The sequence below is a fragment of the Kitasatospora sp. NPDC005751 genome (assembly GCF_040630835.1).
GTDB lineage: Bacteria > Actinomycetota > Actinomycetes > Streptomycetales > Streptomycetaceae > Kitasatospora.
In genome coordinates this window covers 183,558-198,298 of the sequence record NZ_JBEXYC010000003.1, presented here as the reverse complement: position 1 = coordinate 198,298, position 14,741 = coordinate 183,558, and the positions used below count along the sequence as shown (strand labels likewise).

16 protein-coding genes are annotated in these 14,741 nt (G+C 72.8%); 3 read left to right on the top strand and 13 right to left on the bottom strand.

Translation table 11 applies throughout. From position 1 onward, the window contains the following. Positions 1–167: 167 nt before the first annotated feature. The 3 genes from guaB to ABZ497_RS05320 all read right to left on the bottom strand — a co-directional run bounded on the left by guaB (position 168) and on the right by ABZ497_RS05320 (position 3,627). Positions 168–1,670, bottom strand: coding sequence for an IMP dehydrogenase (guaB, locus tag ABZ497_RS05330; protein WP_359803510.1), 1,503 nt, complete (start codon positions 1,668–1,670; stop codon positions 168–170). Between the two features lie 260 nt (positions 1,671–1,930). After that, entirely contained in the window at positions 1,931–2,515 is a 585-nt protein-coding gene (gene shbA, locus ABZ497_RS05325) for an RNA polymerase sigma factor ShbA (protein ID WP_329492134.1), read from the bottom strand. Positions 2,516–3,015: 500 nt separating this feature from the next. Continuing rightward, on the bottom strand, positions 3,016–3,627 hold the full coding sequence (locus tag ABZ497_RS05320; RefSeq protein ID WP_014136228.1) for a response regulator transcription factor: 612 nt from the start codon (positions 3,625–3,627) through the stop codon (positions 3,016–3,018). Positions 3,628–4,186: 559 nt separating this feature from the next. On the opposite strand from ABZ497_RS05320, the gene ABZ497_RS05315 reads away from it, so the two are divergent. Beyond that, positions 4,187–4,513 carry a WhiB family transcriptional regulator gene (locus ABZ497_RS05315; protein ID WP_329488083.1) on the top strand — a complete coding sequence of 109 codons (327 nt, stop codon included), beginning with the start codon at positions 4,187–4,189 and terminating at the stop codon, positions 4,511–4,513. A 79-nt stretch (positions 4,514–4,592) separates the two neighbouring features. On the opposite strand, the gene ABZ497_RS05310 is transcribed toward ABZ497_RS05315, so the two are convergent. The 3 genes from ABZ497_RS05310 to groES all read right to left on the bottom strand — a co-directional run bounded on the left by ABZ497_RS05310 (position 4,593) and on the right by groES (position 7,811). Beyond that, positions 4,593–5,612: a LysR family transcriptional regulator gene (locus ABZ497_RS05310; RefSeq protein WP_359803509.1), complete on the bottom strand. Its 1,020-nt coding sequence runs from the start codon at positions 5,610–5,612 to the stop codon at positions 4,593–4,595. 132 nt (positions 5,613–5,744) lie between these two features. Further along, positions 5,745–7,373, bottom strand: a complete 1,629-nt coding sequence (gene groL / locus ABZ497_RS05305; RefSeq protein WP_329488086.1) for a chaperonin GroEL — start codon at positions 7,371–7,373, stop codon at positions 5,745–5,747. Between the two features lie 132 nt (positions 7,374–7,505). Continuing rightward, positions 7,506–7,811: a co-chaperone GroES gene (groES, locus tag ABZ497_RS05300; protein ID WP_014136232.1), complete on the bottom strand. Its 306-nt coding sequence runs from the start codon at positions 7,809–7,811 to the stop codon at positions 7,506–7,508. Between the two features lie 369 nt (positions 7,812–8,180). Here groES and ABZ497_RS05295 point away from each other — a divergent pair, with 369 nt between their 5' ends. Further along, positions 8,181–9,356 (top strand): class I SAM-dependent methyltransferase, encoded by a 1,176-nt coding sequence (locus ABZ497_RS05295; RefSeq protein ID WP_352291289.1) that lies wholly within the window; start codon positions 8,181–8,183, stop codon positions 9,354–9,356. Between the two features lie 12 nt (positions 9,357–9,368). On the opposite strand, the gene ABZ497_RS05290 is transcribed toward ABZ497_RS05295, so the two are convergent. From ABZ497_RS05290 to tsaB, 5 genes are all read right to left on the bottom strand, one after another. After that, positions 9,369–10,307 carry a polysaccharide deacetylase family protein gene (locus ABZ497_RS05290; protein ID WP_359803507.1) on the bottom strand — a complete coding sequence of 313 codons (939 nt, stop codon included), beginning with the start codon at positions 10,305–10,307 and terminating at the stop codon, positions 9,369–9,371. Between the two features lie 60 nt (positions 10,308–10,367). Continuing rightward, on the bottom strand, positions 10,368–10,703 hold the full coding sequence (locus ABZ497_RS05285) for a hypothetical protein (RefSeq protein WP_359803673.1): 336 nt from the start codon (positions 10,701–10,703) through the stop codon (positions 10,368–10,370). Positions 10,704–10,717: 14 nt separating this feature from the next. Further along, the gene (gene tsaD / locus ABZ497_RS05280; protein ID WP_329488090.1) at positions 10,718–11,806 is read right to left on the bottom strand and encodes a tRNA (adenosine(37)-N6)-threonylcarbamoyltransferase complex transferase subunit TsaD; all 1,089 of its coding nucleotides are present in this window, start codon (positions 11,804–11,806) and stop codon (positions 10,718–10,720) included. Beyond that, positions 11,799–12,278 carry a ribosomal protein S18-alanine N-acetyltransferase gene (gene rimI, locus ABZ497_RS05275; protein ID WP_359803671.1) on the bottom strand — a complete coding sequence of 160 codons (480 nt, stop codon included), beginning with the start codon at positions 12,276–12,278 and terminating at the stop codon, positions 11,799–11,801. The genes tsaD and rimI overlap by 8 nt, the downstream gene beginning before the upstream one ends. 80 nt (positions 12,279–12,358) lie before the next feature. Further along, positions 12,359–13,015: a tRNA (adenosine(37)-N6)-threonylcarbamoyltransferase complex dimerization subunit type 1 TsaB gene (tsaB, locus tag ABZ497_RS05270; RefSeq protein WP_329488092.1), complete on the bottom strand. Its 657-nt coding sequence runs from the start codon at positions 13,013–13,015 to the stop codon at positions 12,359–12,361. Between the two features lie 174 nt (positions 13,016–13,189). Between tsaB and ABZ497_RS05265 the strand changes: the two genes are divergently transcribed. Next, on the top strand, positions 13,190–13,762 hold the full coding sequence (locus ABZ497_RS05265) for a hypothetical protein (protein ID WP_329492136.1): 573 nt from the start codon (positions 13,190–13,192) through the stop codon (positions 13,760–13,762). 92 nt (positions 13,763–13,854) lie between these two features. Here the strand turns inward: ABZ497_RS05265 and ABZ497_RS05260 are convergent, their stop codons facing one another. Both ABZ497_RS05260 and tsaE read right to left on the bottom strand, forming a co-directional pair. Next, positions 13,855–14,052 (bottom strand): hypothetical protein, encoded by a 198-nt coding sequence (locus tag ABZ497_RS05260; RefSeq protein WP_359803504.1) that lies wholly within the window; start codon positions 14,050–14,052, stop codon positions 13,855–13,857. A gap of 171 nt (positions 14,053–14,223) precedes the next feature. Continuing rightward, on the bottom strand, positions 14,224–14,721 hold the full coding sequence (gene tsaE, locus ABZ497_RS05255) for a tRNA (adenosine(37)-N6)-threonylcarbamoyltransferase complex ATPase subunit type 1 TsaE (RefSeq protein ID WP_352291294.1): 498 nt from the start codon (positions 14,719–14,721) through the stop codon (positions 14,224–14,226). Positions 14,722–14,741: the final 20 nt, after the last annotated feature.

Sequence of the window (14,741 nt, the reverse complement as noted above, 5' to 3'; positions counted from 1 at the left end):
GCTCGGGCAGGCAGCACCGGCGCGCCCCTTCGGCTCGGCGCGGGCCCCGATCTGGCTCCGCGGGCCGGGTCGTCCTCGCTTCCTCCCCTACGGCACCGGTCCGCACCCCGGACAAGCACGAGGGACCCACCGCCGGGTGGCGGTGGGTCCCTCGGTGTCGGGCGGTGTCAGCGGCTGGTGTAGTTCGGCGCCTCGACGGTCATCTGGATGTCGTGCGGGTGGCTCTCCTTGAGGCCCGCCGAGGTGATCCGGACGAACCGGCCCTTGCTCTCCATCTCGGCGATGGTGGCCGCACCGACGTAGCCCATGGTCTGGCGCAGGCCGCCGACCAGCTGGTGCAGCACCGCGGACAGCGGCCCGCGGTAGGGCACCTGGCCCTCGATGCCCTCGGGGACGAGCTTGTCGTCCGAGGCCACCTCGGCCTGGAAGTAGCGGTCCTTGGAATACGAGCGGCCCTGGCCGCGGGACTGCATGGCGCCCAGCGAGCCCATGCCGCGGTAGGACTTGAACTGCTTGCCGTTGATGAACAGCAGCTCGCCCGGGGACTCCTCGCAGCCGGCCAGCAGCGAGCCCAGCATCACGGTGTCGGCACCGGCGGCGAGCGCCTTGCCGATGTCGCCGGAGTACTGCAGGCCGCCGTCACCGATCACCGGCACGCCGGCCGCCTGGCACGCGACCGCGGCCTCGTAGATGGCGGTGACCTGCGGGACGCCGATGCCGGCGACCACGCGGGTGGTGCAGATGGAGCCGGGGCCGACGCCGACCTTGACGCCGTCCACGCCGGCGTCGATCAGCGCCTGGGCGCCGTCACGGGTGGCGACGTTGCCGCCGACCACGTCGATGCCGACGGCGGCCTTGATCTTGGCGATCCAGGCCAGCGCGTTGTGGCTGTGGCCGTGCGAGGTGTCCACGACCAGGAAGTCCGCGCCGGCCTCGACCAGGGCCTGGGCCCGGTCGAACGCCTCGGCGCTGGCGCCGACCGCGGCACCGACGAGCAGCCGGCCCTCGGCGTCCTTGGCGGCGTTCGGGTACTTCTCGGCCTTGACGAAGTCCTTGACGGTGATCAGGCCCTTGATCCGGCCCTCGTCGTCGACCAGCGGGAGCTTCTCGATCTTGTGCCGGCGCAGCAGCCCGATCGCGTCCTCACCGGAGATGCCGACCTTGCCGGTGATCAGCGGCATCGGGGTCATGATCTCGCGGACCTGGCGGGTGCGGTCCGACTCGAAGGCCATGTCACGGTTGGTGACGATGCCGAGGAGCCGGCCCGACCCGTCCGCGATCGGTACGCCGCTGATCCGGAACTTGGCACAGAGCGCGTCCGCCTCGGCCAGGGTGGTCTCCGGGCCGACCGTGATCGGGTCGGTGACCATGCCGGACTCGGAGCGCTTCACCAGGTCGACCTGGTTGGCCTGGTCCTCGACCGAGAGGTTGCGGTGCAGGACGCCGACGCCGCCCTGCCGGGCCATCGCGATCGCCATCCGCGCCTCGGTGACCTTGTCCATCGCCGCGGACAGCAGCGGGATGTTGACGCGCACGTTCCGGGAGACCCGCGAGGAGGTGTCGACCTGGTTCGGCAGCACCTCGGAGGCCCCGGGCAGCAGCAGCACGTCGTCGTACGTGAGCCCGAGCATCGCGAACTTCTCGGGTACGCCTGCGGCGTTGTAGGACATTTGGGGGTACCTTCCGTGGCCGGCCTAATCCGCTCGCGCCCTGAGGGTGGGGGCGCACTCCATCGCTCACTCGCTCAGGCCGCCGAAAGCTCGGTGCCATTGGAGGAACCTCCAGGGAAACCCCGCTCGCACCCACGGAACTTTGGCGACCCGCCCAGGCGCCGATACCCCATGGTACTGGCACCGCGAATGTGTCCTCGTGTGCCCTTGACAACACCGACCGCCCATGGGCCATTCCGGCCCCCCACCAGGGCGGACGATCAGGAGGACTCCTCCGCGAGCGCCCGCAGCCGGCTGAGCGCCCGGTGCTGGGCGACCCGGACCGCGCCGGGCGACATCCCGAGCATCTCGCCGGTCTCCTCCGCCGACAGCCCGGCGGCCACCCGCAGCAGCACCAGCTCACGCTGACGGGCCGGCAGGTTGGAGAGCAGCTCCTTGGCCCAGGCCGCGTCGCTGCTGAGCAGCGCTCGCTCCTCGGGGCCGAGCGCCTCGTCCGGCACCTCCGGCAGGTCGTCCTGCGGGACGACCGTCGAGCCGGGGCCGCGCATCGCGGCCCGCTGCAGATCGGCGATCTTGTGCGCGGCGATGCCGTAGACGAAGGCCTCGAACGGGCGGCCCTGGTCCCGGTAGCGCGGCAGTGCGCAGAGCACCGCGACGCAGACCTCCTGGGCGACGTCGTCCACGTGGTGCCGGGCCCCGCCCGGCAGCCGGACCAGCCGGCCGCGGCAGTAGCGCAGTGCCAGCGGGTGGACGTAGGCGAGCAGCGCGTCGATCGCCGGGCCCTCGCCCCGGACGGCGGCCGCGACCAGCTCGCCGACCAACGGGGAGCTGCCGGTGCCGAGCACCGGGGGGCGGCCGGGGCCGATGTCGTCGGGGCCGTGTTCGGGGCCCTGGTCGGAGCCGTGGTCCGGCTCGCCGCCACCGAGATCCGCGTACGACGGACCGCGGCCCGGACCGGAGGGCTCGGCCTCCACCGGGTCAGCCTCGCCGGGAGTACCGGCAACGTCGTCACGCATCGGTCCATGGTGCCTGGTCGAACGGGAAAACGCGGCACCGCGTCCGGAGTTGTGCACCGGAACGTTATGCGGTGCGACGCCGGGCACCGCGCCGTCGCGCACCACCGGCCCCTCCTGCACCGTGCCACCTCCCGCCCCGCTGCCGTCGGTGGTCCCGTCCGTCGCGCCGTCCGCCGAATGCGCTGCGGCTCCGTGGTTCGCCGCAGTGCCTGTCCGCTGGTCCCCGAGGTGCTCCACACCTCCATGGTGCAACCTCGGGACCGTAACGTCACACGCCCCTGCGGGGGGAACCGCGACGAGCGCGCCGCAGCCGGCGGAGCCGGCGGTGGTCAGCGGACCAGGCCCCACCGGAAGCCCAGGGCCACCGCGTGCGCGCGGTCCGAGGCGCCGAGCTTCTTGAACAGCCGTCGGGCGTGGGTCTTCACGGTGTCCTCGGAGAGGAAGAGCTCGCGGCCGATCTCGGCGTTGCTGCGGCCGTGGCTCATGCCCTCCAGCACCTGGATCTCACGCGCCGTCAGCGTCGGCGCGGCGCCCATGTCGGGGCTGCGCAGCCGGCGCGGGGCGAGCCGCCAGGTCGGGTCGGCGAGGGCCTGGGTGACGGTCGCCCGCAGCTCGGCGCGCGAGGCGTCCTTGTGCAGGTACCCGCGGGCACCGGCGGCCACCGCGAGGGCGACGCCGTCGAGGTCCTCGGCGACGGTGAGCATGATGATCCGCGCGCCCGGGTCGGCGGACAGCAGCCGCCGGACCGTCTCGACCCCGCCGAGGCCGGGCATCCGGACGTCCATCAGAACGAGATCGGAGCGGTCGGCCACCCAGCGGCGGAGGACCTCCTCCCCGTTCGTCGCGGTGGTGACCCGGTCGACGCCGGGTACGGTCGCGACCGCGCGGCGAAGCGCCTCGCGGGCGAGCGGGGAATCGTCGCAAACGAGAACGGAAGTCATGACCGTCGTCCTCCGCAGCTGATCCGCGTCACGTTGAGCCTCCTGGCTGGTACGAATCTCTCCGACACGGCCGATTGGCGACGGACTCCGTGCCGATCGCCTGAACTTCCCCGCGATCGTTCCCGACGTCCGGCGCCCGCTAACCGCCTCCGCACTTCCAACGACCGTCACTCGAATGAGTTACGGCTTTCAGGGCCATCTCCACCACTGTACGTGGCCAACCCGTTACCGATCAGCTACCTCGCGGTGCACACGCCGCTCTTTTGTGCAGCTCGCGCGCGGTGGGCGCACCACCCGCACACCGGTGCGGATCGTCGCGCGCCCGTCGGCCACCCGATTGCCACGTCTGCGCCCGCCGAACTCCATGCCCACTTTGCCCGCTTTTATAGCTTTTGTATGGTCATTGACTGTTGTGCCACTCTGTGGGTGACTTGTCCATGGAGTTGCCGTAAGTCATATTTCCAGGTGTCCACACCAGCGCATCGATGCCTCGCCGTGCCGTGCAGCCCCGCCCGCCGATGGCCGGTCCGCGGCCGCGAGCCTCTGAAGGGAATGAGCCATGGCAGATTTCTCCCGCCTCCCCGGCCCCAACGCCGATCTCTGGGACTGGCAGCTCTCCGCGGCCTGCCGCGGCGTGGACAGCTCGCTCTTCTTCCACCCCGAAGGGGAGCGCGGCGCCGCGCGGAGTTCGCGTGAGGCGAGCGCCAAGGAGGTCTGCATGCGCTGCCCGGTACGCACCGAATGCGCGGCGCACGCACTGGCCGTCCGCGAGCCGTACGGCGTCTGGGGAGGCCTGACCGAGGATGAGCGCGAGGAGATGATGGGCCGCTCGCGCAACCGCCTCGTGGAAGTACCGCTGGTCGCGCCGACGGGGCTGCCGCGCTAGGCACGCACCCGCTCCGCGCCATGAAGAAACGTTTCTTCATGGCGCTTCGAGCCGCCGGTGCGCCCGGGCGAACGCCCGGTCAGTGCCCGGCCGCCGCGCCCGCCAGCCGCTCCAGCATCAGCGCCACCGCCGGCACCTCGGCGAGGTCCGGCAGGGTCAGGGCGACCACCTGCCGCACCGCCGGCGCCCCCGAGGCGGTCCGCACCGGCACCGCCGACACGCCGTCGGGGCGCACCGACTCCAGCGCCAGCCCCGGCAGCACCGCCACCCCGAGCCCGGCCGCCACCAGGCCGACCACCGCCGGGTAGTCGTCGGTCGCGAAGTCGATCCGGGGCTCGAAGCCCGCCCCCGCGCAGAGTTCCACCAGGTGCCCCCGGCACTGCGGGCAGCCCGCGATCCACTGCTCCCCCGCCAGTTCGGCGAGTTCCACCGGCCCGCGCCCGTCGCCGCGCCCCGACAGCGGGTGCGCGGCGGGCAGCAGGCCGACCATCGGGTCGTCGAGCAACGGGGTGACCACCAGGTCGGACCAGTCGGTGGTGGCGCTGAGCTGCTGGGCCTCCAGATTGGCCTCGGCCCGCGCCTCGCGCGGCGTGCCGTGCCCGGGAGCGGACGCCGGAAGGGGCGTCGGCGCGCCGCCGGGGGCCTGCGGATACCTGAAGGCCAGCGCGATCTCGCACTCGCCGCCGCGCAGCATCGCCAGCGACTCCGGCGGTTCGGCCTCGACCAGCGACACGCGCACCCCCGGATGGCTGTCCCGCAGCCGGGCGACGGCCGGCGGCACCAGGGTGGAACTCGCGGTGGGGAAGGAGACCAGCCGCACCCGCCCGGCCCGCAGTCCGGCGATCGCCGCGACCTCCTCCTCGGCGGCGGAGAGCCCGGCCAGGATGCCGGTGGCATGCTTGAGGAGCACCCGCCCGGCCTCGCTCAGCTGCATGCCGCGCCCCGAACGGACCACCAGCGGGGTGTCGACGGACTTCTCCAGGGCCTTCATCTGCTGGCTGATGGCGGGCTGCGTACAGCCCAGCTCACGAGCGGCGGCGGAGAAGGAGCCGGTGCGGGCGACGGCACGCAGAACGCGCAGGTGGCGGGCCTCGATCATGCCTCAGTTATAAGGCAATCTTTGCTTTATGCAAAATTCAACTGATAGTTGAAGAGTCAAACGCCCCACACGCCGCAGGCCCGGCCCGTACCCCGAGGGGCGCGGACCGGGCCTGCGGTCACTGATCAGGCGTCAGTGGGAGTGGCCGTGGCCGCCGTGCGAGTGGCCGTTGTCGGCCTCCTCTTCCTTCTTCTCCACCACGAGGGTCTCGGTGGTGAGCAGCAGGGAGGCGATCGACGCGGCGTTCTCCAGCGCGGAGCGGGTGACCTTGACCGGGTCGATGACGCCGGCCTTCAGCAGGTCGCCGTACTCACCGGTGGCGGCGTTGAAGCCGTGACCGGCCTCCAGCTCGGCGACCTTGTGGGTGATGACGTAGCCCTCGAGGCCGGCGTTCTGGGCGATCCAGCGCAGCGGCTCGGCGAGCGCCTTGCGGACGACCGCGACACCGGTCGCCTCGTCGCCCGACAGGCCCAGGCCGCCCTCCAGCACCTTGGCGGCGTGGACGAGGGAGGCGCCACCGCCGGCGACGATGCCCTCCTCGACCGCGGCACGGGTCGCCGAGATGGCGTCCTCCAGGCGGTGCTTGCGCTCCTTCAGCTCCACCTCGGTGGCGGCGCCGACCTTGATGACGCAGACGCCGCCGGCCAGCTTGGCCAGGCGCTCCTGCAGCTTCTCGCGGTCCCAGTCGGAGTCCGTGTTGGCGATCTCGCCCTTGATCTGGGCGACGCGGCCGGCGACGGCCTCGCTGTCACCGGCGCCGTCGACGACGGTGGTCTCGTCCTTGGTGATGGTCACGCGGCGGGCGGTGCCCAGCACGTCCAGACCGGCCTGGTCGAGCTTGAGGCCGACCTCCTCGGAGATGACGGTGGCACCGGTCAGGGTGGCCAGGTCGCCCAGGATCGCCTTGCGGCGGTCACCGAAGCCCGGGGCCTTGACGGCGACCGCGTTGAAGGTGCCGCGGATCTTGTTCACCACGAGGGTGGACAGCGCCTCGCCGTCGACGTCCTCGGCGATGATCAGCAGCGGCTTCGAGGCACCGCCCTGCAGGATCTTCTCCAGCAGCGGGAGCAGCTCCTGGATGGAGGAGATCTTGCCCTGGTTGATCAGGATGTACGGGTCCTCCAGGACCGCCTCCTGCCGCTCCGCGTCGGTGACGAAGTACGGCGACAGGTAACCCTTGTCGAACTGCATGCCCTCGGTGAAGTCCAGCTCCACGCCGAAGGTGTTGGACTCCTCGACGGTGATGACACCGTCCTTGCCGACCTTGTCGATCGCCTCGGCGATGAGCTCGCCGACCTGGGTGTCCTGCGCGGAGAGGGACGCGACGGCGGCGACGTCGTCCTTGCCCTCGATCTCGCGGGCGATGGACAGCAGGTGCTCGGAGACCGCGGCGACGGCCTTGTCGATGCCCTTCTTCAGGGCGGCCGGGCCGGCGCCCGCGGCGACGTTGCGCAGACCCTCGTTGACCAGGGCCTGGGCCAGCACGGTGGCGGTGGTGGTGCCGTCGCCCGCGACGTCGTTGGTCTTGGTGGCGACCTCCTTGACGAGCTGCGCGCCAAGGTTCTCGTACGGGTCGTCGAGCTCGACCTCACGGGCGATGGTGACACCGTCGTTGGTGATGGTCGGCGCACCGAACTTCTTGTCGATGACGACGTTGCGGCCCTTGGGGCCGATGGTCACCTTGACGGTGTCGGCCAGCTTGTTGACACCGCGCTCCAGCGAGCGGCGGGCGTCCTCGTCGAACTGCAGGATCTTCGCCATGTTCCCTATTCCCTCGGGGCTGCGACCGGCACGCCGGCCACCGGACTACGTGAACCAACAACCACGCCCCGGGCCCCTGTCACTGGGACACGGATCCGGGGCGGGCTGGAACGTCTTACTTCTCGGTGCTGCTTACTTCTCGATGATGGCGAGAACGTCGCGCGCCGAGAGGACGAGGTACTCCTCGCCCTGGTACTTCACCTCGGTGCCGCCGTACTTCGAGTACAGGACGATGTCACCGACGGCGACGTCGAGCGGCAGACGCTGGCCGTCCTCGAAGCGGCCCGGGCCGACAGCCAGGACGACGCCCTCCTGGGGCTTCTCCTTGGCGGTGTCCGGGATAACCAGGCCGGAGGCCGTGGTGGTCTCGGCGTCGAGCGGCTGGACCACGATGCGGTCCTCGAGCGGCTTGATGGCAACCTTGCTGCTGGTGGTCACGTCCGAGCTCCCCTTCGGAGATTACGGGGTTGTCTAACGGGTAGTGGCGAACCTACGGGCCTGCCGTCGCGGGGGTCAGACACGCTTCTTCGCGTTAGCACTCTCCTGGTGGAGAGTGCCAAGGACGACCATAGGCCGCGGTTAGCACTCAGTCAACCAGAGTGCCAACGGCGCGCCCGAAACGGTTCTCGCGGGCGGCTGCCGGGCCGCACTCCCGTACGACGCCGCCGATGATCCGCACGCGTGTGCGTCCGATCAGGGCCCACTCCACCAGTGCGCTCGCCCCTCCGCCCCGGTCCGGTCCGGTCCGTCCGCCCCGGGCGGGCCGGCCCCGGGCGGCCCGGCGCACCGACCGGGGAGAATGAGCGGGTGGAGACCGAGAACCTGCAGCCCCTGCTGACCCCCGAGGGGCAGTCCCTGCTCGCCGAGCTGCGCGAGTTCGCGCCCGAGGAGGAGCTGGCGCTGGCGACCAGGCTGCGCCGGGAGCACTCGGCGGAGCTGGTCTCGGCGGCGTTCGGGCAGGCCCGGCTGCGGCAGCGGGCGCGGGCGAAGTTCGGCGCGGACGCCGACCTGATGTACTTCACGCCCAACGGCGTCGAGCAGTCCACCCGGCGCAGCGTCGCGGAGTGGCGGGCACGGCGCTTCGCCGAGCTGGGCGTGCGGCGGCTGGCCGACCTCTGCTGCGGGATCGGCGGCGACGTCCTCGCGCTGGCCCGGGCCGGGATCGAGGTGCTCGCCGTGGACCGGGACCCGGCGGCCTGCGCGGCCACCGCCGCCAACGCCGCCGCACTGGGCCTGGCGGACCTGGTCGAGGTGCGCTGCGCGGACGTCGCCGACGTCGACGTCACCGGCTACGACGCGGTCTTCACCGACCCGGCCCGCCGCACCTCGCGCGGCCGGGTGTTCGACCCCGAGGCGTACGCCCCGCCGCTGTCCTGGGCGATCGAGGCCGGCCGGCGCACCCCGATCGGCGCGCTCAAGGTGGCCCCCGGCATCCCGCACACGGCCGTGCCGGGCGATGCGGAGGCCGAGTGGGTCTCCGACCACGGCGACGTCAAGGAGGCGGTGCTCTGGTTCGGCACCGGGGCCGACCGCCCGCACCGCGCCACCCTGCTGCCGCACGGCGACTCGCTGACCGGCGGCGACCTGCCCGACCCGCCGGCCGGACCGGTCGGCCGCTACCTCTACGAGCCGGACGGCGCGGTGATCCGGGCCCACCTGGTCGCCGAGGTGGCCGAGCGGGTGCACGGCCGGCTGATCGACCCGAAGATCGCCTACCTCACCTCGGACCGGCTGGTCGCCACCCCGTACGCGCACGCCTTCGAGCTGACCGACGTGCTGCCGTTCCACATCAAGAAGCTGAAGGCGCTGCTGCGCGAGCGGGCCGTCGGCACCGTGGTGATCAAGAAGCGGGGGATGGCGATCACCCCGGAGGAGCTGCGCCGCCAGCTGAAGCCGAGCGGGCCGAACAGCGTCACCGTGATCCTCTGCCGCACCGACCAGGGCCCGCTGATGATGCTCGGCCGGCCGGTGGCGCTCCCGTAGGCGGACTCCCGGTCAGCCGGCGGGCGGCCGGATGTAGTCCTCCAGCCGGGCCACCGCGAAACCCTGCTCCTGGATGCGGGCCAGCAGCTCCCCGAACATCTGCGTCATCGTCTCGCCCTTGAGGTCCTTGGGCCCCCGGAAGTGGGCGAGGACGATGTCGCCGGGCCGCAGCTTCTTGTCCGCCGCCTGGTACTGCATGTCGTGGATCTGCATCGACTCGCGCCAGAGCACGATCGCGCGCGGCCCGCACTGCTGCACCGAGGTGTTCAGCGCCGGGGTGTTGGCGCCGTCCCCGTACGGCGGGCGGAACAGCAGCGGCGCGGTGCCGTACTGCTGGGTCAGCGCGGACTGGGCGTCGCAGATCTCGGACTTCTGCTTCTCCGGCGCGACCTTGCTCATCTGGGCGTGGTCGACGGTGTGGTTGTGGATGTGGTTGCCGAGCGCCTGGAGCGGCTTGAAGTAGCCGTAGTTGTCCTTGACGATGTCCCGGGTCAGGAACATCGAGACCGGCACCTTGAGGTCGGTCAGCATCTCGACGAACTTCGGGTCCTTCTCGGCGCCGTCGTCGATGGTGACGAAGACGACCTTGTCGGTGGTCTTCACCTCGCTGAACACCGGTACGGGGCCGGTCCGTTCGAGCTTGACCGGCTTGTCGGCCGGCGCCGGCGGGGCGGGCGGCAGCGGCTTGAGGTTCCACTTCGCCCAGGCCGCCGCGTCCCCGGCGGCGGGCACCGCGGCGGGCGTCGCCGTGGGTGTCGGACTCGCCGCGGCGGACGGCCGCTGCCCGGCCGCCGGCGTCGTCGCGGCGGTCGCCGCGGGCCCGGCGCCCGTGCCGCCGCTGCCACAGCCGGTGGCGGCGGCCAGCAGCGCCAGCGCCCCCACCGCGTACGTCCTCGTCCTGCCCCGCCCGTACCGCTCCACCGCGCCGCGCTCCCAGCTACCGTCCAGCATGCTCTCAGCTATGCACGGTAGTGGCCGGCCGTTCGGTTCCCGGACAGGCCCGGCAGCTCGCTACTCCGGGTCCGCCCCGGACGCCGGGTTCGCGCAGGTCTCCGGGGGCTCGCTGGACTCCACGTACTCGCTGGACTCCACGTGCTCGTTGGACTCCAGGTGCTCGCTGGCGAAGGACCAGCGGTGCACCGGGCGGCCGATCAGCGCGGCGGGCGGCTCGGGGACGGGCACCGGCTCCGCCGTCCACCAGGTGATCAGCAGCACCCGGTCGCCCGGCGCACCGAACAGCTCGGCGCGGACCAGACCGGCCGAGCCGCGCAGCGCGGGCAGCGCGACCTCGCGGACCCAGGCCGACAGCTCGGCCCCGCGGCCGTCGGCGGCCCGCGCCTCCCACATCGCGGCGGTGGTGGTCACCGACCGCCGCCCAGCGCCTGGTACGCCTGGCCGTGCACGTCCGTGTGCGGGACGTGCACCTCGGTGACGGGCAGCGAGGAGTCGGCCGACAGGTCGAAGGACGAGGGCGCGCGGTCGCGCCAGACCATCTCGGACCCCAGCGCGGCGACCATCGCGCCGTTGTCGGTGCACAGGCCCGGACGCGGCACCCGCAGCCGGATGCCCGCCTTGTCGCAGCGCTGCTGGGCCATCTCGCGCAGCCGGGAGTTGGCCGCCACGCCGCCGCCGATCATCAGGTGGTCGACGCCGTTCTCCTTGCAGGCCTTGACCGCCTTGCGGGTCAGCACATCGGTAACCGCCTCCTGGAACGAGGCCGCGACGTCCGCGATCGGCACCTCCTCGCCGGCCCGGCGCTTGGCCTCCACCCAGCGGGCGACGGCGGTCTTCAGGCCGGAGAACGAGAAGTCGTACGCCGGGTCCTTCGGGCCGCTCAGGCCCCGGGGGAAGGCGATCGCCTTGGGGTCGCCCTCACGGGCGGTGCGGTCGACCACCGGACCGCCGGGGAAGCCGAGGCCGAGCACCCGGGCGACCTTGTCGAAGGCCTCGCCGGCCGCGTCGTCGATGGTCGCGCCGAGCGGGCGGACGTCACGGGTGATGTCCTCGCTGAGCAGCAGCGAGGAGTGCCCGCCGGAGACCAGCAGGGCCATCGTCGGCGAGGGCAGGCGGCCGTGCTCCAGCTGGTCCACGCAGATGTGCGAGGCCAGGTGGTTGACCCCGTAGAGCGGCTTGTCCAGCGCCCAGGCGTAGGCCTTGGCGGCACTCACGCCGACGAGCAGCGCACCCGCCAGGCCGGGGCCCGCGGTGACGGCGATGCCGTCGAGGTCGCTCGCCTTGATGCCGGCGGTGTCCAGGGCGCGCTGGATGGTCGGGACCATCGCCTCCAGGTGCGCGCGGCTGGCGATCTCGGGCACCACACCGCCGAACCGGGCGTGGTCGTTGACGCTGGAGGCCACCGCGTCGGCGAGCAGGGTGGTGCCGCGCACGATGCCGACGCCGGTCTCGTCGCAGGAGGTCTCGATACCGAGGACGAGCGGTTCGTCAGCCATGGCGGTCTTCCTTCAGGTCCTTCGGGTCAGTACTGGGGTGGTCGAGGCGCATCACCAGCGCGTCGATGCCGGCCGGCTGGTAGTAGTTGCGCCGGATGCCGACGGGTTCGAAGCCGAAGCGCTCGTAGAGCCGCTGGGCGCGCGGGTTGTCCACCCGCACCTCCAGCAGCAGTTCCGCGCAGTCGCGCCGGGCGGCCTCCCGGATCAGGTCCGTGAGCAGCAGCGCGCCGAGGCCGGTGCCCTGGTGCCGCGTGTCGACGGCGATGGTCTGCACATCGCCCTCGCCGGCCACCGCCATCAGCCCGGCGTAGCCGACGACCGCGCCGTCCGGGGTGGTGGCCACGGTGTAGTGGCGGGTGCCGCCGCGATGGGCCTCGGCCAGCTCGGACCAGTACATCCCGGTCGACCAGGCGTCCTCGGGGAAGAGCGCCAGCTCCAGCTCCATCACCGGCGCGATGTCCCACCAGCGCATCGGGCGCAGCGTGGTGCCGTGGCCCGGTCCGTCGGGGCCGTGGCCTGGTCCGCCGGAGCCGGTCACGCCGTTCGGGCCGGTCACGCCGGGAGCACCGCCTTGTAGCCGGCGGGCACCTGGGCGTCCGGGCGGCGCAGGTACAGCGGCACGTTGGGCAGCAGCTCGCGCCCGGCGGCCAGCTCGGCGGCGGCGAAGTCGGCCAGCGCGCCGGCCGAGACGTGCTCGGGCCCGTGCGCGCCGGGGAAGGCCTCCGGGTACAGCAGCGCACCGGCACCGACGGCCCGCGGCCGCGGCGTCAGCTCGGCCGGGCGGTCCACGGCGGGGCCCTCGGCGCGACGGCCGTCCGCGTCGTACGAGGCCCAGTAGACCTCCTTGCGGCGCGCGTCGGTGGCCACCGTGAACGGCTGCCCGGCGAGGCCCTCGGCGCGCGCCCGGTGGGCGATCGCGTCCAGGGTGCAGACGCCGTGCACCGGGACGCCCAGCGCGTGGCCGAGCGCGGCGGCGGTCACCAGGCCGACCCGCAGGCCCGTGTAGGGGCCGGGGCCGACGCCCACCGCGATGCCGGTCAGCCGGTGCTTGTCGACACCGGCCTCCCGCAGCACCCGGTCGATGGCGGGGAGGAGCAGTTCACCGTGGCGCCTGGCGTCGACCTGGTCGGTCTCGGCGAGGACGGCCGTGCCGTCGTGGACGGCGGCGGTGACGGCAGGGGTAGCGGTGTCGAACGCGAGCAGCAGCACGGGTCAAGGTTAGACCGGTCGGAGCCGTGGACCGCCTCCGGTCCTGGTCCGCCCGATCGACAAGGTGTGCTGGTTCGGAACACACGTCCTACGGGGTGCGGGCGGGAACGAGCGGACCTGGCACGATGGGGCCGACGGGTTTTGGGACGGCGGTGGGAGCGACACGTGGCGAAGATGGGTCCTGGAGTGGTGGTCACGGGGCTGACCCTGGGGGCCCTGGCGGTGGTGAGCCTGCTGGCCTTCCAGGCCAACGGCGCACAGGACCGCGCAGGCGCCACCGGGCCGACCGCGAGCACCACCGCCTCGTCCGGCGGACCGTCCGCGTCGGCCACCCCGACCGCCTCGGCCACCCCGACCGTCCCCGCGCTCCCGACCACCTCGGGCGCCGGTCTGCGGGTCGTCTACTCGGCCGGCAGCCACTACGTCTGGCTGGTCGACCCCAAGAAGAACCCGCAGGTGGTGGCCTCCTTCGCGGTCACCCCGGGATCGGTGGAGCCGACCCCCGGCAGCTACCCGGTGTACAGCCGGGCCGCCACCAGCACGGGCACGGACGGACGGCAGATCGAGCACGTGGTGCGCTTCGCCCAGCAGAACGGCGTGGTGTTCGGCTTCAGCGCGGCCGTGGACGGCGCCACCCCCGCCGCCGACCCGAAGACCAAGACCGGCGGGATCCGCAGCGGTCGGGCGGAGGGGCAGCTGCTCTGGGACTTCGCGCCGAGTGGCACCAAGGTCGTCGTGATCGCCTGAGGACGCGCGACCCGCAGGCCGGGCCGGGGGGCGGCGGGCCCGAGGCGGTATCCGGCTCGGGTGCGGCCCCGGTTCGGGGCGGGTGCCGAGTGTCAGGCCGCGCGGGGCGTGTCGGCCACCGGTTCGGCCGGTGCCGTGCTCTCCCGGCGCTCCGGCGGAGTGGAGACCGCCTCCGCGGCCGCACACGCGGCCAGCAGGGCCCGCATCGGCGCACCCTGGACGCTGCGGGCGGGCTCTCCGGCCCCGGTACCACGCGACGCGCGCTCCGGGGCGGGGGTGGTGCTCGACATGGCGCCTCCCTAGTTAGGCAGACCTAACCGCGACACCCATCCCATCACGCCCGGCACCCCGCCCGCAACACTTTGCCGACAGCCTGTCGGCAACCGTCGGTGTCGGCCCGTGCCCGCGGGTATTCACTTGTGTCGGCCGACGGGCGTCCGTGCCCGCCGGCGCTCGTCGGCTCAGGCCAGCGCGGCCAGCTCCACCCCGGTCCAGCGCGACCCGATCCCGTTCAGCAGCACCCGGCGCGGATCCAGATCGTCGTCGTCCGCCTCGGCGCCGATGGCGCGCTCGATCCGGACCTCCAGCCGGCTCTCGGCGAGCCGTTCGACCTTGCCCTCGCCCCACTCGACCACGACCACCGACTCCGGCAGCGAGACGTCCAGGTCGAGGTCCTCCATCTCGTCCAGGTCCCCGCCCAGCCGGTACGCGTCCACGTGCACCAGCGCCGGGCCGCCGACCAGCGACGGGTGCACCCGGGCGATCACGAAGGTCGGCGAGGTGACCGCCCCGCGCACCTGGAGGCCCTCCCCCAGGCCCCGGGTGAGCGTGGTCTTCCCGGCCCCCAGCTCCCCCGAGAGCAGCACCAGGTCCCCCGGCCGCAGCAGCGCGGCCAGCTCCCGGCCGAGTCGGCCCATCCGCTCGGGAGTGGCGACGGTGAGAGTGGCGTGCGAGCCCATGCGCGATTCAAGCCCTTCGA